This is a genomic window from Amycolatopsis sp. WAC 01376 (assembly GCF_003947415.1).
Lineage (GTDB): Bacteria > Actinomycetota > Actinomycetes > Mycobacteriales > Pseudonocardiaceae > Amycolatopsis.
The window spans coordinates 91,195-111,754 of sequence record NZ_QHKL01000010.1; the positions used below are offsets into that span (position 1 = coordinate 91,195).

Annotated in this window: 19 protein-coding genes; 10 read left to right on the forward strand and 9 right to left on the reverse strand. The window is 67.0% G+C overall.

Going from position 1 to position 20,560, the window contains the following annotated elements; genetic code table 11:
- Positions 1-1,122 carry an erythromycin esterase family protein gene (locus DMH03_RS38010; protein ID WP_125796836.1) on the reverse strand — a complete coding sequence of 374 codons (1,122 nt, stop codon included), beginning with the start codon at positions 1,120-1,122 and terminating at the stop codon, positions 1-3.
- 842 nt (positions 1,123-1,964) lie between these two features.
- Here DMH03_RS38010 and DMH03_RS38015 point away from each other — a divergent pair.
- The 3 genes from DMH03_RS38015 to DMH03_RS38025 all read left to right on the forward strand — a co-directional run bounded on the left by DMH03_RS38015 (position 1,965) and on the right by DMH03_RS38025 (position 4,835).
- Positions 1,965-2,822, forward strand: coding sequence for a helix-turn-helix transcriptional regulator (locus tag DMH03_RS38015; protein WP_125796837.1), 858 nt, complete (start codon positions 1,965-1,967; stop codon positions 2,820-2,822).
- A 66-nt stretch (positions 2,823-2,888) separates the two neighbouring features.
- Positions 2,889-4,400 (forward strand): CYTH and CHAD domain-containing protein, encoded by a 1,512-nt coding sequence (locus DMH03_RS38020; RefSeq protein ID WP_125796838.1) that lies wholly within the window; start codon positions 2,889-2,891, stop codon positions 4,398-4,400.
- A 120-nt stretch (positions 4,401-4,520) separates the two neighbouring features.
- Positions 4,521-4,835, forward strand: a complete 315-nt coding sequence (locus tag DMH03_RS38025) for an STAS domain-containing protein (protein WP_233611826.1) — start codon at positions 4,521-4,523, stop codon at positions 4,833-4,835.
- On the opposite strand, the gene DMH03_RS38030 is transcribed toward DMH03_RS38025, so the two are convergent.
- From DMH03_RS38030 to DMH03_RS38045, 4 genes are all read right to left on the reverse strand, one after another.
- Positions 4,832-6,289: a DNA polymerase ligase N-terminal domain-containing protein gene (locus DMH03_RS38030; protein WP_125796917.1), complete on the reverse strand. Its 1,458-nt coding sequence runs from the start codon at positions 6,287-6,289 to the stop codon at positions 4,832-4,834. The genes DMH03_RS38025 and DMH03_RS38030 overlap by 4 nt on opposite strands.
- 112 nt (positions 6,290-6,401) lie before the next feature.
- Positions 6,402-8,432, reverse strand: a complete 2,031-nt coding sequence (locus tag DMH03_RS38035; protein WP_125796840.1) for an ABC transporter ATP-binding protein — start codon at positions 8,430-8,432, stop codon at positions 6,402-6,404.
- Positions 8,432-10,165 (reverse strand): ABC transporter ATP-binding protein, encoded by a 1,734-nt coding sequence (locus DMH03_RS38040; protein ID WP_125796841.1) that lies wholly within the window; start codon positions 10,163-10,165, stop codon positions 8,432-8,434. The genes DMH03_RS38035 and DMH03_RS38040 overlap by 1 nt, the downstream gene beginning before the upstream one ends.
- A gap of 31 nt (positions 10,166-10,196) precedes the next feature.
- Positions 10,197-10,832, reverse strand: coding sequence for a TetR/AcrR family transcriptional regulator (locus DMH03_RS38045; protein WP_125796842.1), 636 nt, complete (start codon positions 10,830-10,832; stop codon positions 10,197-10,199).
- Positions 10,833-11,105: 273 nt separating this feature from the next.
- Here DMH03_RS38045 and DMH03_RS38050 point away from each other — a divergent pair, with 273 nt between their 5' ends.
- From DMH03_RS38050 to DMH03_RS38080, 7 genes are all read left to right on the forward strand, one after another.
- Positions 11,106-12,335, forward strand: coding sequence for a sensor histidine kinase KdpD (locus DMH03_RS38050; RefSeq protein WP_125796843.1), 1,230 nt, complete (start codon positions 11,106-11,108; stop codon positions 12,333-12,335).
- Positions 12,332-12,766 carry a roadblock/LC7 domain-containing protein gene (locus DMH03_RS38055; protein ID WP_005159022.1) on the forward strand — a complete coding sequence of 145 codons (435 nt, stop codon included), beginning with the start codon at positions 12,332-12,334 and terminating at the stop codon, positions 12,764-12,766. The genes DMH03_RS38050 and DMH03_RS38055 overlap by 4 nt, the downstream gene beginning before the upstream one ends.
- A gap of 19 nt (positions 12,767-12,785) precedes the next feature.
- Positions 12,786-13,169 (forward strand): DUF742 domain-containing protein, encoded by a 384-nt coding sequence (locus DMH03_RS38060; protein WP_125781931.1) that lies wholly within the window; start codon positions 12,786-12,788, stop codon positions 13,167-13,169.
- Positions 13,170-13,353: 184 nt separating this feature from the next.
- The gene (locus DMH03_RS38065; RefSeq protein WP_233611827.1) at positions 13,354-13,935 is read left to right on the forward strand and encodes an ATP/GTP-binding protein; all 582 of its coding nucleotides are present in this window, start codon (positions 13,354-13,356) and stop codon (positions 13,933-13,935) included.
- Between the two features lie 24 nt (positions 13,936-13,959).
- Positions 13,960-15,186, forward strand: coding sequence for a styrene monooxygenase/indole monooxygenase family protein (locus DMH03_RS38070; protein WP_125796845.1), 1,227 nt, complete (start codon positions 13,960-13,962; stop codon positions 15,184-15,186).
- Between the two features lie 118 nt (positions 15,187-15,304).
- Complete coding sequence (locus tag DMH03_RS38075) at positions 15,305-16,159, forward strand: Ku protein (protein WP_125796846.1); 855 nt, start codon at positions 15,305-15,307, stop codon at positions 16,157-16,159.
- A gap of 466 nt (positions 16,160-16,625) precedes the next feature.
- The gene (locus DMH03_RS38080) at positions 16,626-16,838 is read left to right on the forward strand and encodes a hypothetical protein (RefSeq protein WP_125796918.1); all 213 of its coding nucleotides are present in this window, start codon (positions 16,626-16,628) and stop codon (positions 16,836-16,838) included.
- 157 nt (positions 16,839-16,995) lie between these two features.
- Here DMH03_RS38080 and DMH03_RS38085 read toward each other — a convergent pair whose 3' ends face one another.
- From DMH03_RS38085 to DMH03_RS38095, 4 genes are all read right to left on the reverse strand, one after another.
- Entirely contained in the window at positions 16,996-17,217 is a 222-nt protein-coding gene (locus tag DMH03_RS38085; RefSeq protein WP_125796847.1) for a DUF2795 domain-containing protein, read from the reverse strand.
- A gap of 148 nt (positions 17,218-17,365) precedes the next feature.
- Positions 17,366-17,521: a DUF6131 family protein gene (locus DMH03_RS42475; RefSeq protein WP_007034891.1), complete on the reverse strand. Its 156-nt coding sequence runs from the start codon at positions 17,519-17,521 to the stop codon at positions 17,366-17,368.
- Between the two features lie 238 nt (positions 17,522-17,759).
- Positions 17,760-19,235, reverse strand: a complete 1,476-nt coding sequence (gene ahcY / locus DMH03_RS38090) for an adenosylhomocysteinase (RefSeq protein WP_199749183.1) — start codon at positions 19,233-19,235, stop codon at positions 17,760-17,762.
- Between the two features lie 252 nt (positions 19,236-19,487).
- Positions 19,488-20,537, reverse strand: coding sequence for a DNA polymerase IV (locus tag DMH03_RS38095; protein WP_199749184.1), 1,050 nt, complete (start codon positions 20,535-20,537; stop codon positions 19,488-19,490).
- Positions 20,538-20,560 lie beyond the last annotated feature (23 nt).

Genomic DNA, 20,560 nt, shown 5'->3' on the forward strand with positions numbered 1-20,560 from the left:
CTAGCCGCCGCTGACGTGCAGGATCACGTCCGCGTCGCCGAGAATCCCTTGGTCGAGCGGGAAGTAGCCCTGCCGCGGAGTGGGATCGGTCCGGACGCTCGCGGGCGGGACGTCGGAGGCGGGGAGCAGGCCCCAAGCCGTGGTGACGTGTTTCTGAAGGAAGCCCTCGTAGGTGTCGGGCTCCGGCTCTTGAAGCGCTATGGCCTCGCATCGGCCGAGGCTGGTCGCGACGAAGGTGTAGCGATCGCCGAGCAGCGGCGCCACCAGCGCACCGGCGGGGAACCAGTGCGTCTCCGTCCCGGCCACGCGCATCGTGCTCGACTGACGGCGCAGGTGGAGATTGTGGGCGAAGACCAGCGTCCTGCCGCGAACGGCTTCGGCTGCGCGGATGTCCAGCAGATTCCGCGCCATGATGGCGTCCCTGGTGGCGACAAGGGGCATGTACCGCTCGTGCGGCTCGAGCGGTTCGGCGCACTGCCGGTGGTAGCGCAGCAGATCGATGCCTGCCATGAGGTGGACCTCAGCCCGCGACCAGTCGCTCGTCACCGGCTCCGGTTTCCGGGAGCGGAGCGCGTCGAGCAGGCCGGCCGCGATCGCTCGCAGCCGGTAGGCGTCGGCTGTGGCGCCGGGCGACGAAGCCGCGTCCATGACGGCTTCGGTGCGGCTCCAGCGCTCGTCGTCACCGGCCGGGCCCGCGATGTCCACGTCGAGCTCCAGGAAGTCGCGGGCGTATTCGAGATAGCGCCGCGGGCTGGGCGCGGACGTGTTCTCGGTCTGGGTGTCGAAGCCGTGGAACGAAAGCCGCTCCTCGGGAGGCCGGTTTTCGTTGTACTCGCGCATCCACGCGATCAGTCGCCTGTTCGCCTCCACGCCACCGAAGACGTGTGTGAAGCCTTCGCTCATCGCCAGGTCGAGGGATCCGGTGCCGTCCCGGACGAAGTCGTTCGCGACGAGCGCGGCCACGCGATCCGTTTCGAGGGCGATCGACCGGAAACCGCGGTCGAGGAGCTGGGCGAACAGCTCGTTGCGGACGTCGGCGAAGACCGGGGTCGCGTGCGTCGGCTCGCCCAGGGCGAGCAGGTCACAGGAAGGGGTCACGAAGTCTCGGATGTCTTGACTCATGAGGTTCAAGCGTATCGTTGATCCTTCGGTTGAAACTTTGGTCGCTTGTGGCCAGGTGAGGTCTGGCAAAGCCTCAAATCAGTCTTCAGGTGGGCACGATGACCTCGTGATGCTGGTGCGCGGATGGCGGTTTCGCGTGACTGGACGGACGACACACGTGCTTGGAGGGACGACACGCGTGTTCGGGTGGACGACTCGTGGCGGAGCGCCGGGCTGCGGTCGTGTCGTCCGTCCAGTCACGCGTGTCGTCCGCCGGATCACGTGTGTCGTCCGCTCAGTCACGTGACATCGCCAGTGCTGGACCTCGTGAGTGGTAAGGACGGTCAGGGTCAAGGGTGCCTTACGTGCCTACGTGGTTTCGGCTGCGGTTGATGCTGGGCCCCGGCCCGTGAAGGCCTCCTTCCCTCGGCTCAGCCGAGGAAACTCGACCTTTACACCTTCCGCAGATACGTGAAGGTCTCCAGCCAGGCGCTCACGTGAGTTCTCGCGGTCGTGGGGATGTCGTGAAGGGCACCTTTGAGACCTTCATCGTCTCAAAGGTGCCCTTCGAGACATAAGAGCTGGCCGCGACCCGTCACTGTGCCACCTCGCTCCTGGCGTCACCCGCCGTGATGCGCACAGGCGACAGTGATCGCCTGCCGTGCCGCAACAAATCCACTTCCGAATAACTCGCGCTCATTTCCTTCTTCCGCTATAAACTTAAAGAACCCTTCGCACGCGAAGGCGCTTCGCTTGCGAAGTGGCGCTTCGCGCAAATGCGCGAGCGCAAGTTATCAGCAGTTGAGGTGAATTACCGCGTGGCAATCACCGCGCGGCCGGAGTTCGGCCCTACTTTGGCCCGCATGGTTGAGAAGGATTCGACGGCGCGGACCCGGGAACTGGGCCACCGCATGAGGGCGTTCCGGCAGCGCAGGCACTTCAGCGGAGCCGACGTCAGCCGCCGTAACGGCTGGTTGCAGAGCAAGGTCACGAGGTGGGAACAAGGGCTGCGCGAGCTGTCCGTGGTGGACGCGGCGCTGTATCTCGCGACCTGCGGCGAGGCGGAGCCCGAACGTGACCTGCTGCTGGAATTGACGCAGCCCGGCGGAGACCTGTACTGGGTGCGGCCGTACTTCGACGAGCTCGTCGACCCGATGAAATCCCTGGCTATCCAAGAGAATCTCGCGCACACGCTGGTGCGCTACGAGTCGTTGACCCTTCCCGGGCTGTTGCAGACCGAGCCGTACGCCCGCACCGCCTTCGAGCTGATCGGCAACCGCGACCAGGCACAGCTGGACACGGTCGTGAGCGCGCGGATGGACCGGCAGCGGTTGCTGCAGCGCGACCGGCCGCCGAAGTGCCGGTTCTACGTCCACGAGCGCGCGCTGCGGTCGGTCATCGGCGGTCCCCGGATCATGCACGAGCAACTGCTCCACCTCGTCCTGTCGGCGAACCTGCCCTATTGCTCCATTCGTATCGTCCCCGAACGCAACGAGGTGAGCAGAACGATCGAGAATTCTTTCACCATCATGGAATTCGCGGAACATCCGGCGGTGGTGTACACGGATTCCTACGCGGCCGGAGTGTTCGTCGACGATCGGGTGGCGGTCGAGGCGTATTATTCACTCGTCGCCCGCCTGGAAAGCGATTCCTTGACCGAGGAGCGGTCACGGCAGCTGCTCGCCGAATGGGCGGACCGGTACGACCGGATGGAGGAGTGACCCTGGCGAGGTTTCCCTCGGCGGCTTCCTGGGGTAATCCTTCCTGTAGCCGAGGAGAAGGAGTTCGTGGTGTCGAAGACGCAGGGTGGTGCCCCGGTCGCCGAGGCGGAGATCGAGCGGAAGTACGACTTGGCGGCCGACAGGCCCATCCCGCGGCTGGTCCCGGTCGGTCCGGTGACGAACCAGGCCGATCCGAGGGTCGACCTCCTCGACGCCACGTACTTCGACACTCCCGACTTCCGGCTCGCGCAGGCGGGTATCACGCTGCGGCGCAGGCTCGGCGGAAGCGACGAGGGCTGGCACCTGAAGCTCCCCGTCGGTGAGGACAGGCGCGAGGAACTCCGCCTCCCGCTGTCCGGCAAGCCGGACAAGGTGCCCGGCGCGCTGGCGAGACTGGTCCGGGCGCACACCCTCGGCGCCAAACTCGTCCAAGCCGCGCATCTGCGCACCGAGCGCACGTCGTACGCCTTGCTCGACGTCGAGGGCCGCGAGCTGGCGACGTTGACCGACGACGTCGTCACCGGCGAGGCCGGCGGGGACAAGGCGCACCTCGACCGCTGGCGGGAGATCGAGATCGAACTCTCGCCCGGCGCCGATCCCGCCGTGCTCGACAGTCTCGACCAGGCTGTCGTGAGCGCGGGCGCGGAGCGGTCGAGGTGGCCGTCGAAGCTTCGGCGGCTGACCGACGAGCTCGTGCCTTCGGCGCGGGGAGCATCCGGGTCGGTGCTGGTGGATTATCTCGCCGAGCAGCTGGATGTGCTGCGACGCAACGACATCGGGGTTCGCCGGGATGTGGGGGACGCGGTGCACAAGATGCGGGTCGCGAGCAGGCGGCTGCGCAGCGGCTTGAGAACCTTTGGCCGCTCGTTCGACGCCGACGTCGTGAACGGGCTCGCCGCCGAACTCCGCTGGCTCGGCGGCGAACTCGGGCCGGCGAGGGACACCGAGGTGATGGCCGCACGCCTGCACGACGAGGTCAAGGCACTCCCGGCCGAATTGGTGCTTGGCAACGTCGAGCAGCTGATGACCAGGCACTTCGCGCGCGAGGCCGAAGAATCGAAGGCGCGCGCCATCCGGGCGCTCGACAGCAAGCGATACACGGATTTGTTGCGAGCGCTGGAAAAGCTCGTCGGCAAACCGCGGAAAATCAAGGAAGGCAAGAAGGAACTACGCAAGGCGGTCGCCCGTACGGACCGGAAGTTGCGCAGGGCCGTCGCCGCGGCGAGTGAGCTCGAAAGCGGCGCGGAGCAGGACGCCGCTTTGCACGAGGTGCGCAAGAAGGCGAAGCGCGCCCGGTACGCGGCGGACGCGGTCCGGCCGGTGTCCGGCAAGAAGCTTCGAAAATGGCGAAAGAACGTCAAGGCGGTGCAAAGCACGCTCGGTACGCATCACGATCTCGTGGTCACCCGGGAGACCCTGCGGCTTCTCGGTCTCCGCGCCTACGCCGAGAACGAAAACGCTTTCACCTATGGCCTCCTGCACGGACGTTCCGTCGCCTCCGCCGAGGCCGAGCGTCGGCGCTTCGCCGGAGAATGGCAAGAGGCGAGCAAAGGTTCTCGCCCGAAATGGCTCAAATGAGGTAGCCCGGGTTGACCTCTCGGCCTCGCTGAGTACGTTCGAGGGAACTTGGTGGTCTGGAGAGAGGCGCCCCCAATGTTGCCTGGCCAGCGCGTTCCCGGCGAACAATCGCCCCTGGCCGTGACCACCCGCCGCCGGAAAGACGGCGTCGTCGTCCTCACCGCGGTGGGGGAGATCGACGCGGCCACCGTCGGGCGGTTCCGTACCGAACTCACCGGTGCGTGTGTCACGGGAAAGCAGGTGATCCTGGACCTCTCCAGGGTCGGTTTCCTCAGTTGTGCGGGGCTGCATGTGCTCGAAGAGGCCAACGCGGTGGCGCCCCGGTTCTCGGTGATCGTGAAGACCCCTTTGGTGTCACGGATCCTGGACGTCAGCGGGGTCGGAGCCGATCTCGACGTCCGACGTGACGTGGAGGATTTGCAGGACATGGTCTAGGCCCCGTCGAGTTCGACCTCTTCGGCGCTGACGTCCGGCAGCAGACCACGCCAACGCGGATTGCGCAGGCAGCCGGAGTCGGTCCAGCCGCCGAAGACGACCTCGCCGACGACGGTCGGGCGGGACCAGCGCGCGTCCCGTGCCTGTTTGTCCGGGACGGAGCGGAACGGGGATGTCTTGCGCTCCAACCGGATCAGCCGCCGGGAAAGCTCTTCCAGTTCGTCGGCCGCGAAGCCGACGCCGACGTTTCCGATGTACCGCAAGCCATCCTCGTGCGGGACGCCGAGCAGCAACGAACTGAACGTGCCCGCCCGGCTGCCGCCACCCGGCCGCCAGCCGCCGAGCACCACCTGCTGGACCCTGGCCCCGGTGATGGAAAGCCATTCCCCGGTACGCCTTCCCGGGTGATACGCGGAGTCGGCCCGTTTGGCCACGATGCCGGCCAGCCCGTGTTCGCGGGCCGCTCGCGCGACCGCGCCACCGTCTCCGAGGTAATACCGGGTGACCTGCCAATGCGGTCCGGCGAGCCCGAGTTCGCCGAGGAGTTCCCGCCGTTGGACATAAGGCGACTCGACGCAGGAACGGCCTTCCAGATGCAGCAGATCGTTCACCAGGTAGAACGCCGGATAGCGCGAGGTGAGCCGTTTCGCGGAAGCCTTCGTCGCACGCGCGCGGTGCCCGAGCCCGTCCGGACTCGGCTTCCCGCCGTCGAAGACGACGATTTCCCCGTCGAGAAAGGCTTCCGTGGTACCGAGTTGCTCGCCGAGCCCGCGGAATTCGGGGTACAGACCGGTGACGTCGTCGCCTGAATCGTCGTACGCGGTGATCCGGCCCCCGGTCACGCGGATCAGGGTGCGGCGTCCGGACCAGTCGAACTCGTAGGCCCATTTCGCGTCTTCGGCGGTCGACGGGAGACGGCCCGGTCTGGTCAGCATCGGGGCGAGGAAAGAAGGGAGTTCCGCGCGGCCGGGATCGGCGGGGTCGAGCCGTTTGAGCAGCCAGCCGCGATCCTTGCCGTCCTTCTTCACATTGAGGAAGAGGTATTTCCCGCGTGCCCGTTCGCCGTGGAAGACGACCTCGACCTTGTGGTCGTTGAAGTGCAGTGTTTCGTATCGGCCGGTGTCCCAGATCGTCATGGTGCCACCGCCGTATTCGCCGGCGGGTATCTCACCTTCGAAGGTCAGGTATTCCATCGGGTGGTCTTCGGTGTGCACGGCGAGGCGTTCGAGATCGGGCGACATCGGCAGGCCTTTCGGCACCGCCCACGAGACCAGTACCCCGTCCCGTTCGAGCCGGATGTCCCAATGCAGGCTGCTCGCATGGTGTTCCTGGATGACGAAGAGATCGTCGGTCCCGGTCTTCCCATCGCGATCGGGGAGGGGTTCGGGTGTCCGCCCCGGTCTGCGCTTACGACGGTAATCGCCGAGTTTCTCCGCCATGGTCGGCCAGCGCACCCCTTTCCGGGTCGGGTCACGCAAGCCTAGCGCCGTTCACGGTCTCACCGTGCGATGAAGGCCCCTTTTCCTGCGGTGAAAGCAGGAAAAGGGGCCTTCGTACCGATTTGGCTCAGTCGGTTTCGGCCAGCGCCTCCGCGAACTGCGCGGCGTAGAGCCGCGAGTACGCGCCCCCGGTGCGCAGCAGCGTTTCGTGATCGCCCTGTTCGACGATCGAGCCGTTCTCCATCACCAGGATGACGTCCGCGTCGCGGATGGTGGAGAGCCGGTGCGCGATGACGAAACTCGTCCGCCCCTCGCGCAGCGAATTCATCGCACGCTGGATCAGCACCTCGGTGCGGGTGTCGACCGAGCTGGTGGCCTCGTCGAGGATGAGGATCGCGGGTTTCGCCAGGAACGCCCGCGCGACGGTGATCAGCTGTTTCTCGCCCGTGCTGACCGTGCCGCCCTCGTCGTCGATCACCGTGTCGTAGCCGTCCGGAAGGGTGCGGACGAACCGGTCGACGTGGGTCGCCTTGGCCGCCGCCACGATCTCCTCCTGCGTGGCGCCCGCGGAACCGTAGGCGATGTTCTCGGCGATGGTGCCGCCGAACAGCCACGCGTCCTGCAGCACCATGCCGGTCTTGGCCCGCAGGTCCTCGCGGTCCATCCCGGCGATGTCGACGCCGTCGAGGGTGATGCGGCCGCCGTCGAGTTCGTAGAACCGCATGAGCAGGTTGACCAGCGTGGTCTTCCCCGCACCGGTCGGGCCGACGATGGCCACGGTGTGCCCCGGTTCGACGGTGAGCGACAGGTCTTCGATGAGCGGCGTGTCCTCGGTGTAGCGGAACGACACGTGCTCGAACTCGACCTGGCCCCGGAGCTTCTCCACCCGCGCGGGTTCGGCGGGCTCGGGCTCCTGCTCGTCCGCGTCGAGCAACGCGAAGACCCGCTCCGCGGACGCGATGCCGGACTGCAGCAGGTTCGCCATGCTGGCGATCTGCGTGACCGGCTGGCTGAACTGCCGCGAGTACTGGATGAACGCCTGGACGTCGCCGAGCGACAGGGTTCCGGACGCCACCCGCAGTGCGCCGATCACGGCCACCAGCACGTAGCTCAGGTTGCCGATGAACATCATCGCGGGCTGGATGGTGCCCGAGATGAACTGCGCCTTGAAGCTCGCGCCGTAGAGCGTGTCGTTGTGCTCGCGGAAGACCTCTTCGGCCTCCTCGCGACGGCCGAACACCTTGACCAGCGAGTGCCCGGTGTACATCTCTTCGATATGCGCGTTGAGCCGTCCGGTGGTGGACCACTGCTTGACGAACTGCGGCTGCGCCTTCTTGCCGATCTTGGCCGCGACGAACACCGAAGCCGGTACCGAAAGCAGCGCGACCAGTGCCAGCAGCGGCGAGATGACGAACATCATCGCGAGCACACCGACGACCATCAGCAGCGACGACACGATCTGCCCGAGGGTTTGCTGCAGGGACATCGCGAGGTTGTCGATGTCGTTGGTCGCCCGGCTCAGCACCTCGCCGCGCGGCTGGCGGTCGAAGTAGCTCAGCGGAAGCCTGGCGAACTTTTCCTCGATCCGCTCCCGCAGGTCGAACACCGCCCGCTGGACCAGGGTGGTGGTCAGCCGCGCCTGCAGCAGCGAGAAGAACGACGCCACGATGTAGAGCAGCAGCACCCACATCAGGACCTGGCCGACGGCGTCGAGGTCGATGCGCTGACCCGGGACGAAGTCGATTCCCGAGAACATGTCGGCGAGGGTGTTGTTCCCTTCCGCCCGCAGCCCGGCGATGACCTGGTCCTTGCTCAGCCCCTGCGGCATGTCCTTGGCGACGACTCCCGCGAAGATGAGGTCCGTCGCCATGCCGAGGATCTTCGGGCCGATGACGTTCAGCGCGACGCTGACGATGCCGAACGTCAGGATGCCGTACAGCATGGCGCGCTGCGGTTGCAGCAGGCGCAGCAGCCGTTTCAGCGATCCCTTGAAGTCCAAGGCCTTCTCGGCGGGCTGCCCGCCCATGAAGGCGGCGGGGCCACGGCCGGCACCCCCGGCGGGGCCGGGGCCCCGTGCCGCGCTCGCGCGCTCGCCGACCGGTTTCGCCGCCGTGTCCGAAGAGGACACTGTGGACTCTGTTGACTCGGGCGCGCTCATCAGGCGGCCTCCTGCTCGGTCAGCTGGGACAGCACGATCTCCCGATAGGTTTCGTTGTCGTCCATGAGTTCGGTGTGCGTTCCGCTGCCGACGACGCGGCCTTCGTCGAGCACGACGATGCGGTCGGCTTGGCGGATCGTGCTGACCCGCTGCGCGACGATGACCACGGTGGCTTCGGCGGTCTCGGCCACCAGCGCCCGCCGCAACGCGGCGTCGGTCGCGTAGTCGAGCGCGGAGAAGGAGTCGTCGAAGAGGTAGATCTCGGGGCGCCGCACCAGCATCCGCGCGATCGCGAGCCGCTGCCGCTGCCCGCCCGAGACGTTGGTCCCGCCCTGGGAGATGGGGGAGTTCAGCCCCTCGGGCATCCGTTCGACGAAGTCCTTGCCCTGGGCCACCTCCAGCGCGTGCCAGAGTTCGTCGTCGGTGGCGTCGGGTTTGCCGTAACGAAGGTTGCTCGCGACCGTCCCGGCGAACAGGTACGGCTTCTGCGGCACCAGCCCGACGGCGTCGGACAGCACGGTCTGATCCAGTTCTCGGACGTCGACGTCGTCGACGCGCACCGAGCCGTCGGTGGCGTCCATCAGCCGGGGGATCAGGTTGAGCAGCGTGGTCTTCCCGCTGCCGGTGCTGCCGATGATCGCGGTGGTCTCACCGGGCCTGGCCAGCAGCGAGATCCCTTGCAGTACCGGCTTTTCCGCGCCGGGGTAGCGGAATTCCACCTCGGACAGTTCGAGTCGTCCGTGTACTTCGCCGGGGCTGATCGGGTTCGCCGGGAGGACGACGCTGGTGTGCGTGTCGAGCACCTCGGTGATGCGCTCGGCACTGACCTCGGCACGCGGCACCATCATGAACATGAAGGTGGCCATCATGACCGCCATCAGGATTTGCATCAGGTACGACAGGAACGCGGTGAGCGCGCCGATCTGCATGCTGCCGTCGTCGATGCGAAGCCCGCCGAACCACAGCACGGCGACGCTGGAGGCGTTCATCACGAACATGACGATGGGGAACATCAGGGCCATGAGCCTGCCGACGACCAGCGAGACGTCCAGCAGCTCGGTGTTGGCCTTGGTGAACCGCCGCCGCTCGTGGGTGTCCTTGACGAAGGCGCGGATCACGCGGATGCCCATGATCTGCTCGCGCAGGATCTGGTTGATCTTGTCGATGCGCTCCTGCATCAACCGGAACGCAGACCGCATCTTCGCGATGATGATCCCGACCGAGATGCCGAGGATCGGCACCGCGAGCACGAGCAGCCACGAGAGGGTGACGTCCTGGTTCAGCGCCATGATGATGCCGCCGAAGCACATGATCGGCGCTGACACCATCAGGGTGAACGTCATCAACGTCAGCAGCTGCACCTGCTGGACGTCGTTGGTGGTGCGGGTGATCAGCGAGGGCGTCCCGAACTGGCCGACCTCACGGGCGGAGAAGTCCTGTACCCGGTGGAAGATCGCGCCGCGGATGTCGCGGCCGACCGCCATCGCGGTGCGGGCGCCGTAGTAGACCGCGCCGATCGAGCAGGCGATCTGCACCAGCGATACCAGCAGCATGACGCCGCCGACGCCGAGGATGTAGTCGATGTCGCCCTTGACGACGCCGTCGTCGATGATGTCGGCGTTCAGCGTCGGCAGGTAGAGCCCGGCGAGGGTCTGGACGAACTGCAGCAGCACGATCAGCCAGAGGTCTCGCCGGTACGGGCGCAGGTGAACGCGCAACAGCTTGGTCAGCACTACGGTTTCTCCCCCAGGGGTGGGTAGGGTGTCACTTCTGCTTCGGGTTCGGGCCGGTGAGCGAGGGGACGCCCGCCGAGGCTTCGCGCAGGAGGACGCCGAGTGTCTCCAGGAACGGCCTGGCGCCCTCGTCGACCAACCAGCTGAAGAACGCCGTCTTCACCGCGGACTCCACGATCGCCGCCATGAGCCGCGCGTTCAACGCGTTTTCCGCGCCCGCACCCGCACGTTCGAGGATGGCGTCCGCCAGCACTTGCTCGACCTTGGCGTGCGCCTTGAGGAACTCGCCCTGCACCGACGGGTGCAAGAGCAGCGACCGCGCCAGCTCGACCGAGCCACGATTCGGTTCTCCCAGGCTGCCGTAGGCTTCCAGCGTCGCGGTGCAGACCGCCTCCCACAGTGTCTCTCCCGCGGGCCGCTCGCGCAGCGCCTCCCGCAGGAGTTCCTGCCGTTCGACGATGAACGAGCAGATCGCCTCCTCCTTGCTGGAGAAGTAGTTGTTGAACGTGCGTGGCGAGACTCCGACGGCGGTGGCGATGTCCTCGACGCGAACCTGTTCGACGCCCTTTTCCATGGCGAGCCTGAGTGCCGCCTCGCTCATGGCGCGATGGGCCGCGCGCTTCTTGCGTTCGCGCAGCCCCAAGGGCGCGGGCGGATCGAGGGGCATGCGACCAGCCTAAAGGAAAACTTGCGCGGCACGCAAATTTATGCGCAATCCGCATTTTTCGGACATCCCCCGTGTCGTGGAACACGCAAGATGCAGCCGAATGGCCTAGCGCGCCGCGCTCACCAGCCGTAACGCGTTCGTGACCACGTCACTGCCAGCGGTTGAACAGGAACCGAGTGTGGACACGGATAGTGACTTCTGCTTGCATGGCCGTCGTTGTGCTGGGGAGTGCGACACGGGTCCGGGTATGCGAAGAGAAAGAAGTGGAAGCACATGGTGACGCGGGCTCGAGGCTTGCTTGACCGCTCACGGGTTCTTCTGGACCGTTCCAGGGTCGCCGCGGCGCAGTTCCTCGCCGCACCGCCCAGGCACGCTCCGTCGGCTCCGCCGGTCGAACCGGCGGTGGAACAGCGGCCCGCCGTGGACGCGCCGGAGGCCGGTGCGCTCGCGGGCGTCTGCTCCAATGTCGCGCTGCGCGACCTCAACCTGCTCGACCAGCTGCTGGCCCAGCTGGAGACGATGGAGGCGGGGGAGGAGAACTCCGACCGTCTCGCCGAGCTCTACCGGCTCGATCACCTCGCGACCCGGTTGCGGCGCAACGCCGAGAACCTGCGCGTGCTCGCCGGCCGGGACGCCGACGACACGACCGCCGGGATCTCGTCCGTGCTCGACGTGATGCGGGCCGCGATGTCGTCGATCGACCACTACTCGCGGATCACGATCGGCCGCGTCGTTTCGCTCGGTGTCGTCGGCTTCGCCGCCGAAGACGTCAGCCGGATCCTCGCGGAACTGTTCGACAACGCGGCGAACCAGTCTTCGCCGAGTTCGCCGGTCAGCGTCAGTGCGCATCTCACCGAACAGGGGAGTGTGCTGATCCGCATCGAGGACGAGGGCATCGGCATGCCGCCCGACCGCCTCGCGGCGCTGAACGAGCGGTTGGCGGCAGGCCAGGTGCTCGACGACGATTCCGTGCGGCATATGGGACTCGCCGTCGTCGGCAGGCTCGCCGACCGGCACGAGATCACCGTCAAACTCGACCGCCGCACCCCGCACGGCACGGTCGCGACCGTGCTGCTGCCGGTCCCGGTGGTCTCGGAACTGGCCGAGAAGCAGTGGTCCGGTTCGCAGACCGTCGTGCTGCCGCAGACCAGGATCACCAATGGGGCACCCGTTGGCACCCCGGTCGCGACGCCGTCCGGGCTGCCGAGGCGCCGCCCCGCCCCCGCCCCCGCGGCGGAACCGGAACAACGGAAGCCCAGCCCGCGTCCGCGCACGGCCTTCGAGCCGCCCGCCGACGGCGGCACCACGGCCAGCGGCCTTCCGCGCCGCGTTTCCCGCAGTATCAGGACTTTGCCCGACGAACCGGCCCCGCCGACCACTCCGCCCGCCGACGCGGCGGACGGGCACGAGGCGCTGCTGGCCGACCTCGATGCCTTCAGCGACGGCGAGCGTGCCGCTCTCGACGACCGGCACGAGCGTGAGACCGGAGGAAACACCCAGTGACCGCCCAGGACGCGACCACGGATTTCACGTGGCTGCTCGACGACTTCGTGCGCAAGGTGCACGGCGCCAGTCACGCGCTGATCATGTCCGTCGACGGTTTCCCTTTGACCGCTTCGGAATCGGTGTCCAGCGACGACGCCGAACAGCTCGCCGCCATCGCGAGCGGCCTGCTCAGCCTCGCGGGCAACAGCGCCGCCTTGTTCGGCAAGGGCAACTGCGAGCAGATCATCATCCGGCTCACCCGCGGCTACTTCCTGTTCATGGGGATCGGCGCCGAGGCCGGGCTCGCGGTGCTCACCGAGCCGGACTGCGACATGAAGGTCGTCGCCTACGAGATGACCCAGTTCATCACCAACGCCGGTCACGCCCTCACCCCCGAGGTGCGAGCGGGACTCCGGCAGGTCCTGACCGCCCGACGGCCGCAGGCCTGAGAATCCGGAGAAGGAAGGGATGACCGTGTCCACCGACCAATCTCCGGACCGGCCCGTCAAGATGCGCAGCCGCAGAATCCGGCCGTACGCGCTGACCGGCGGCCGGACCAAGAGCAGCCAGCTGCTGCTCGTGGAGACCCTGATCTCGGTCCCGCGCTACGACCCGTCGCTGGCCGAGGCCCTGATGCCCGAATCGCGCGCGCTGTACGAGCGCGCCCGCGACCGCTCTTCGATCGCCGAGCTTTCGGTGGGACTTGATCTGCCACTGGGCGTGGTCCGGGTGCTCATCGGCGACCTCGCCACCCAGGGCGCCGTCTTCGTGCACCCGACGGCCCACGCCTACAACCACGATACGAACGTGCTCGAGAGGATCCTCGATGGACTCAAGCGCCTCCCGGTCTGACACAGGCGGAGCGGCGGAGCCTTCGGGTCGTTGGCCGCATGAGTACCCAGTTCGAACCCGCCCCGGCCGGCAGGCCCCGCTTTCGGGGTGTCAGGGCGCCATTCAGGAAGGGCGTGAGTAGGTCGTGAAAGAGCGCCCTGGCGACGCGAATGCGGTCGCGGGTTCCGAATCGAACACAGATCTCTTGGCGATCTCCGCCAAGATCGTGGTCGCCGGTGGATTCGGCGTGGGCAAGACGACGTTCGTCGGCTCCGTCTCCGAGGTCCCGCCACTGAGCAACGAGGCATGGATGACCGAGGCCGGCGCCGGGGTCGACGAGCTGGTGCCGCCCGGGACCAAATCCACCACCACGGTCGCGATGGACTTCGGCCGGATCACCCTGCGTGAAGACCTGCTCCTGTACCTGTTCGGCACGCCGGGCCAGGCCCGGTTCTGGTTCCTCTGGGACGACCTCTCGCGCGGCGCGCTCGGCGCCGTCGTGCTGGTCGACACCAGCCGGATCGACCAGTCGTTCGCCGCGATCAACTACTTCGAGAACGACTCCGAGCTGCCGTTCGTCGTCGCGGTCAACCAGTTCGAGGGCATGCCGGTGCACGATCTCGACGAGGTCCGCGACGCGCTGGCGCTGTCCCCGGACATCCCGCTGGTCACCTGCGACGCCCGCGATCCGAAGTCCGCGGTCGCGACGTTGCAGGAACTCGTGTCGCACACGCTGTCTCTCGCGGTGGTCTCCGGGCCGGGTCGCGAGTTCGCTTCACTCAGCTGAACGGTTCTGGGAGGAACGTCGAGGATGCGCAAGGTTCTGATCGTCGGTGCCGGGCAGTCGGGGTTGCAGCTGGCTTTGAGTCTGCTGTCCCACGACTACGACGTCACGGTGATGTCGGCGCGGACACCGGACGAGATCCGGTCCGGCAAGGTGATGTCGACCCAGTGCATGTTCCACTCCGCCCTGCAACACGAGCGGGACCACAAGCTGAACCTGTGGGAGGACGAGACCGTCAAGGTCGAGGGGCTCGGCGTCTCGATCGCCGGACCGGACTCCAGCCGCGTGCTGGACTGGTTCGGGCCGTTGGAGCACTACGCGCAGTCGGTGGACCAGCGGGTGAAGATGGCGGCCTGGCTGGAGCTGGTGGAGGACCGCGGCGGCAAGGTCGTCATCCACGGCGTCACCACCTCGGATCTGGCGCCGCTGGCGAAGCTGTACGACCTGGTCGTCATCGCGGCGGGCAAGGGTGAGCTGGTCCAGCTGTTCGACCGGATCCCGGAGCGGTCGCCGTACACCGAACCGCAGCGCGCGCTCTCGCTGGCGTACGTGCACGGCGTCGAGCGACGGCCCGAGCATCCGGACAAGGCGGCGGTGCGGTTCAACATCATCCCCGGCGTGGGTGAGCTGTTCATGATCCCCGCGTACACGCTGAGCGGGAACTGCGACATCCTGTTCTTCGAGGGTGTCCCCGGCGGCCCGCTCGACTGCTGGGACGACCGGCCCTCGCCACAGCAGCATCTCGACCGGATCCTGTCGCTGATGAAGCAGTTCCTCCCGTGGGAGTACGAGCGCTCGAGGAACGCCGTGCTGACCGACGCGAAGGCGACGCTGGCCGGCGGGTACACGCCGGTCGTGCGGAACGCGGTCGGCAAGCTGGACTCGGGGACCGCGGTGCTCGGCATGGCCGACGTCGTGGTGGCCAACGACCCGATCACCGGCCAGGGTTCCAACAACGCGAGCCACTGCGCGGCGTCCTATCTGGACTCGATCCTCGATCGCGGGGACAAGCCGTTCGACGAGGAGTGGATGGCCGCGGCGTTCGAGAAGTACTGGGAGTACGCCCAGCACGTGACGATCTGGACGAACGCGATGCTGCAGCCGCCGCCCCCGCACGTGCTCCAGATCATCGGCGCGGCGGGGGAGAAGCCCGCCGTGGCGAAGCGGTTCGCGAACGGGTTCTCCGATCCGACCGATTTCCAGCACTGGTTCCTCGATCCCGCGAAAGCGGAGAAGTACCTGGCCGAGGCCTGATTCCGGAGCCGCGATGGTCCCGCGATCGGGTTCGCGGGACTGTCGCGTTGCGCCGTTTCGGGCTACCGTGGTCACCGTGCGTGAGTACGGTCGGTGACGGCGGTGGAGGTGCGGCGCGATGCGTTCGATGTGGAAGGGCTCAGTGTCCTTCGGGCTGGTGAGCATCCCGATCCAGCTCTACGCGGCCACCGAGAACAAGAACGTCTCGTTGCGCCAGGTGCACGAGTCCGACGGCGGCCGCATCCAGTACAAGCGGTTCTGCACGATCGACGGCGAGGAAGTGCCCTACGCCGAGATCGCCAAGGGCTACGAACTGCCCGACGGCGAGATGGTCGTGCTCACCGACGAGGACATGTCGGAACTGCCGCTGGCTTCGTCGCGGGCGATCGACGTCCTCGAGTTCGTGCCGCTGGAGTCCATCGACCCGATCCAGTTCGACAAGACGTACTACCTCGAACCGCAGAAGAACGCCGTCAAACCGTACGTGGTCCTGCGTGACGCGCTGCAGAAGGCGAGCCATGTGGCGGTGGCGAAGGTCGCCATCCGGCAGCGGGAGACACTCGCGATCCTGCGGGTCCACAGCGACGTCCTGACGATGACGACGATGTTGTGGCCCGACGAGGTCCGCGTCCCGGATTTCGGGTTCCTGCACGACGATCCGCCGCAGGTGCGGCCGCAGGAGCTGACGATGGCGGGTTCGCTGATCGACTCGCTCTCGGAGCCGGTGTTCGAGCAGGAGAAGTACGCCGATTCCTACCGCGAGGCCCTGGAGGCCATGATCGAGGCCAAGGCCGCGGGGAACGAGACCACGAAGCCGAAGGCCGTGGGCGCGAAGGCCGACGTCGTCGACCTCATGGAGGCCTTGCAGGCCAGCGTTAGCGAGGCGAAGAAGAGCAGGAAGCCTTCGACGGCCAAGAAGGCCACCGCGGCGAAGAAGCCCGCGTCCGGCAAGCGAACCCCGAAGAGCGCCTAGGTTTTTGGCAATAGAGTCTCGGGAGTGGTAGGGACGATCTTGACCGGCGATGTCACGTGACTGACCGGACGACATGCGTGATCCGGCGGACGACACGCGTGACTGGATGGACGACACGACCGCAGCCCGGGTTCAACCACGAGCCGTCCGTCCAATCACGCGTGTCGTCCCTTCCAACACGTGTGTCGTCCGTTCAGTCACGCGAAACCGCCACCCCCCCCCGCACCGGCAGTAGGCACCTGAGCCACCCTGGATGGTTCTGACCGTCTTTGCCACTCGCGAGCCGCCGAACGGTGCCTGGCCCTCGATGACCGAAATCGTCCATTGTGGACTTGTGCCCGTCGTCACCCCGCCGGGCCTCGCGACACGCCGCGCCGTATGTCAGGATCTGTCGCCCCTCGGTGGTAGTAAGGCAATCGAGGAGAACTTTTCCGAAGCGATCTTCGACCTGATCGCGGGAGGCGGCATGAACATGGAGTGCGCGTTCTGCGCCGGCGGACTCGACCACTGCCACGGAACCCTGGTGGTCCACCTCGACGGTGGTTTCACCGAATGCAGCGAGGACGGCTGCGTCGATTACGACTTCGCCCGGCACACGCTGACGATCGACTGCTTCGACGTCGACGGCGGCTGCACCTGCGCCGAGGTGGAGGCCCAGCTGCTGCTGCGGGCTTCTTGACCGGCGGCCAATACACCAGTCCGGCCCGATTCGGGTGATCACGACCGATTGCCACTCGAAGGTGTGGGCGTTCGTGTACATCGTGGCCGGGAATGTGTTAACTATGACGGGGTCCTCCGGCTCTCCCTCCCCCTCGGAGCCGGGGGACCCCTTCATGTCACGGTGCTTCCTTCGCGGTGTCGTGGATCGGAGCGCCGTCACAGGCGCGCACCGCCTCCCAGACTCGTTCTCCATCCGCGTAGTCCTGCGCGGGAAGGGCACCCAGCGGACCGAGGACGTCATCGCCCGCTCCGGCCGCCGCGGCGGCCCTCAGGAGTTCGTCGCGTCCACACGGGTAGGTCGCCTCCGTCAAGTACGGGCGAGGGTCCGTTCCTGCCATCGGCTCTGCCTCCTTCTCGTCGTGCGCAGCGGATACCCGGCGAGCGGTGAACGAAAACAGACCGGGCACCCGGCGTGAGGGGGAACGCCGGGTGCCCGATCTGTTTCAGCGCCGGTACCGGGGGCTCGGTACCGGTTCGGTCCGGTGCTCAGTACCAGTGGGCGCGACCGCCGATGGCCTTCCCGGTGTTCCCGAGAACGGCCAGGATGATGCCGATGACCGCGAGCGCGATCCCGATCGAGTACAGAACCGGGATGCTGGCGATGACACCGACGACAATCAGGATGACGCCGAGAATGATCACGGGAACACCTTCTCCTTCGTAGTCGCCCGGCCTGAGTGCTGCCGGGGTGGGGCTACTCAAGGAATTCCCGCTCCACTCCAGGAGAAAACAGGTCCATCCGGCCGAAGTTTTCACGCATTCGGCCTAGTGGCCTCGGCGTTGATGCCGGGCCCGGTCCGTGAAGGCCTCCTTGAGGGACCCAGAGTCCCTCAAGGAGGCCTTCACGGACTTGCGATCGCCACTCAGAAGGCGGAGTGCCTCAGTATCGGTAGTGGTCCAGCTTGTACGGACCCTCGACGTCCACGCCGATGTACTCGGCCTGGCGCTTGGTCAGCTTCGTCAGCCGGACACCCAGCGCGTCGAGGTGCAGACGGGCCACCTTCTCGTCGAGGTGCTTCGGCAGCACGTGGACGTCGGTGGCGTACTCGCCCTGCTTCGTGAACAGCTCGATCTGCGCGATCGTCTGGTTGGTGAAGGAGTTCGACATCACGAAGCTCGGGTGGCCGGTGGCGTTCCCGAGGTTCATCAGCCTGCCCTCGGACAGCACGATGATCGAGTGCTTCTCACGGCCGTCGGTCGCGGGGAAGACCCACTCGTGCACCTGCGGCTTGATCTCGATCTTCTCGATCCCGGGGATCTTCGCGAGCCCGGCCATGTCGATCTCGTTGTCGAAGTGGCCGACGTTCGCGACGATCGCGTTGTGCTTCATCTTGGCCATCTGGTCGGCCATGATGATGTCGAAGTTCCCGGTGGTGGTGATGAAGATGTCGCCGCGCTCGACGACGTCGTCGAGTTCCACGACGTCGAGGCCCTCCATCGCCGCCTGCAGTGCGCAGATCGGGTCGATCTCGGTGACGACCACGCGGGCGCCCTGGCCGCGCAGCGATTCCACCGCGCCCTTGCCGACGTCTCCGTAGCCGCAGATGACCGCGACCTTGCCCGCGATCATCACGTCGGTGCCGCGGTTGAGACCGTCGATGAGCGAGTGGCGGATGCCGTACTTGTTGTCGAACTTCGACTTCGTCACCGAGTCGTTCACGTTCATCGCCGGGAAGAGCAGCTCGCCTTCCTTGGCGAGCTTGTAGAGCCGCTTGACGCCGTTGGTGGTCTCCTCGGTGACTCCGCGGACCTCCTTGGCGATGCGGGTGAACCGGCCGGTGTCGCGGCCGAGGCTCTCGCGCAGGGTCTCCAGTACGAGGTGGTACTCCTCGGGGTCTTCCTCCGTCGGCTGCGGAACGGCGCCGGCGGCCTCGAACTCGACACCCTTGTGGATCAGCATGGTGGCGTCGCCGCCGTCGTCCAGGATCATGTTCGGGAGACGGCCGTCGCCGAAGTCGAAGAGCTGGTCGGTGCACCACCAGTACTCGGCGAGCGTCTCACCCTTCCACGCGAACACCGACGAACCCGACGGCTTGTCGGCCGTGCCCTCCCGGCCGACGACGACGGCCGCGGCGGCCTCGTCCTGCGTGGAGAAGATGTTGCACGACACCCAGCCCACCTCGGCGCCGAGCGCGACGAGCGTCTCGATCAGCACGGCGGTCTGGACGGTCATGTGCAGCGAACCCGCGACCCGCGCGCCCTTCAGCGGCTGCGAATCGGCGTATTCGCGGCGCAGCGCCATCAAGCCGGGCATTTCGACCTCGGCGAGGCGCAGCTGCTTGCGGCCGGCCTCGGCGAGCGAGAGATCGGCGACGGCGAATTCGATCCCGTTGACCTTGGACAGGGTAGGGCTCACAGGTTCTCCAATCATCAAGGAAGGCAGGGTGGAGCGGTCCTTCTCGCCGGTGACGGGAAGGACGGTGTCAGTGCGGGGGTTCAGCGCACGGCCTCGACGACGAAGGCCGGAAAAGGGTTTCGACGCAAAGAAAGGCACCTCCGCAGTGGGAGGCGCCCTTACGTCTGTCGCGGCGGGCCGAGCGTGGCGGAAGAATTCCGTCGCAGCGCCTCTCGGCCCGGAACCCAGAATGGCAAAACGCCGCGAGCGCTGTCAAGGCGACGCGGGCGTGGCGAATTCGGCGCGGACGCCCAGCAGACGGACCGGCCTGCCGAGGTCGAACATGCCGAGAACGGCCAGTGCCGCCTTCTCGATCTCGGCGGGATCCGAGGTCGGGGCGGGCAGGGTCACGCTGTGTGCATGGGTGTGGAACGGTGCGAACCGGACCTTGACCGCGATCCGCGCGGCGGGCCTGCCTTCGTCGGCGACGTCCTGTGAGACGCGTTTCGCCAGCGCGACGACCTCCGCGGCCATGATCCCGGGATCGGTGAGGTTCTGCTGGAACGTCGTCTCACGGCTGCGGGATCGCGCCACGTACGGCGTCGCGGTGACCTCGGCATCGCCGATCCCGCCGGCGAGGAGCCGGTACCACGGGCCGAGCTTCGGGCCGAACCGTGCGGCGAGGTCCGCCGGATCGGCGCCCGCGAGTTCCAGCACGGTGCGATAGCCGGCCTCGGCGAGCTTCTTCGTGGTCTTGGCGCCGATGCCCCACAGCGCGTCCGTCGGCCGCTCGGCCATGACGCCCCACCAGTTCTCCTGGACGAGACGGAAGATCCCGGCCGGTTTGGCGAAGCCGGTGGCGAGTTTGGCGCGCAGCTTGTTGTCGCCGATACCGACCGAGCAGGACAGCCCGGTCTTCTCGGCCACCTCTCGCCGGATGTCGGCGGCGAGCGCTTCGGGATCGTCCGTCGTGGCGCCGAGGAAGGCTTCGTCCCAGCCGAAAACCTCGACGATCACCGGGAATTCCCGCAGCGTCGCCATCACCCGATCGGACACTTCTTGGTAGGCGGGCGCGTCCGTCGCCAGGAAGATCGCGTCCGGGCAGCGTTTCGCGGCGGTTCGCAACGGCATCCCGGACCGGATCCCGAATTCCCGCGCTTCGTACGACGCCGTCGCCACCACGGCCCGTTCGGCCGGATCACCCGTGCCGCCGACGACCACGGGTTTGCCGCGCAGCTCGGGCCGCCGGGCGACCTCGACCGCCGCGATGAACTGGTCGAGGTCGACGTGAAGTACCCAGCGCACCCACTCCCGGACGGCCATGAAGCGAGCTTAGGCCGCGTTCT

Excerpts from the sequence above, each read along its gene's own strand:
- DMH03_RS38060 (WP_125781931.1), top strand. The coding sequence starts at position 12,786 with ATGACCGTGTCCACCGACCAATCTCCGGACCGGCCCGTCAAGATGCGC.
- DMH03_RS38010 (WP_125796836.1), bottom strand. The coding sequence starts at position 1,122 with ATGAGTCAAGACATCCGAGACTTCGTGACCCCTTCCTGTGACCTGCTC.
- DMH03_RS38075 (WP_125796846.1), top strand. The coding sequence starts at position 15,305 with ATGCGTTCGATGTGGAAGGGCTCAGTGTCCTTCGGGCTGGTGAGCATC.
- DMH03_RS38015 (WP_125796837.1), top strand. The coding sequence starts at position 1,965 with ATGGTTGAGAAGGATTCGACGGCGCGGACCCGGGAACTGGGCCACCGC.
- DMH03_RS38045 (WP_125796842.1), bottom strand. The coding sequence starts at position 10,832 with ATGCCCCTCGATCCGCCCGCGCCCTTGGGGCTGCGCGAACGCAAGAAG.
- DMH03_RS38035 (WP_125796840.1), bottom strand. The coding sequence starts at position 8,432 with ATGAGCGCGCCCGAGTCAACAGAGTCCACAGTGTCCTCTTCGGACACG.
- DMH03_RS38080 (WP_125796918.1), top strand. The coding sequence starts at position 16,626 with ATGAACATGGAGTGCGCGTTCTGCGCCGGCGGACTCGACCACTGCCAC.
- DMH03_RS38070 (WP_125796845.1), top strand. The coding sequence starts at position 13,960 with ATGCGCAAGGTTCTGATCGTCGGTGCCGGGCAGTCGGGGTTGCAGCTG.
- DMH03_RS38095 (WP_199749184.1), bottom strand. The coding sequence starts at position 20,537 with ATGGCCGTCCGGGAGTGGGTGCGCTGGGTACTTCACGTCGACCTCGAC.
- DMH03_RS38050 (WP_125796843.1), top strand. The coding sequence starts at position 11,106 with ATGGTGACGCGGGCTCGAGGCTTGCTTGACCGCTCACGGGTTCTTCTG.
- DMH03_RS38085 (WP_125796847.1), bottom strand. The coding sequence starts at position 17,217 with ATGGCAGGAACGGACCCTCGCCCGTACTTGACGGAGGCGACCTACCCG.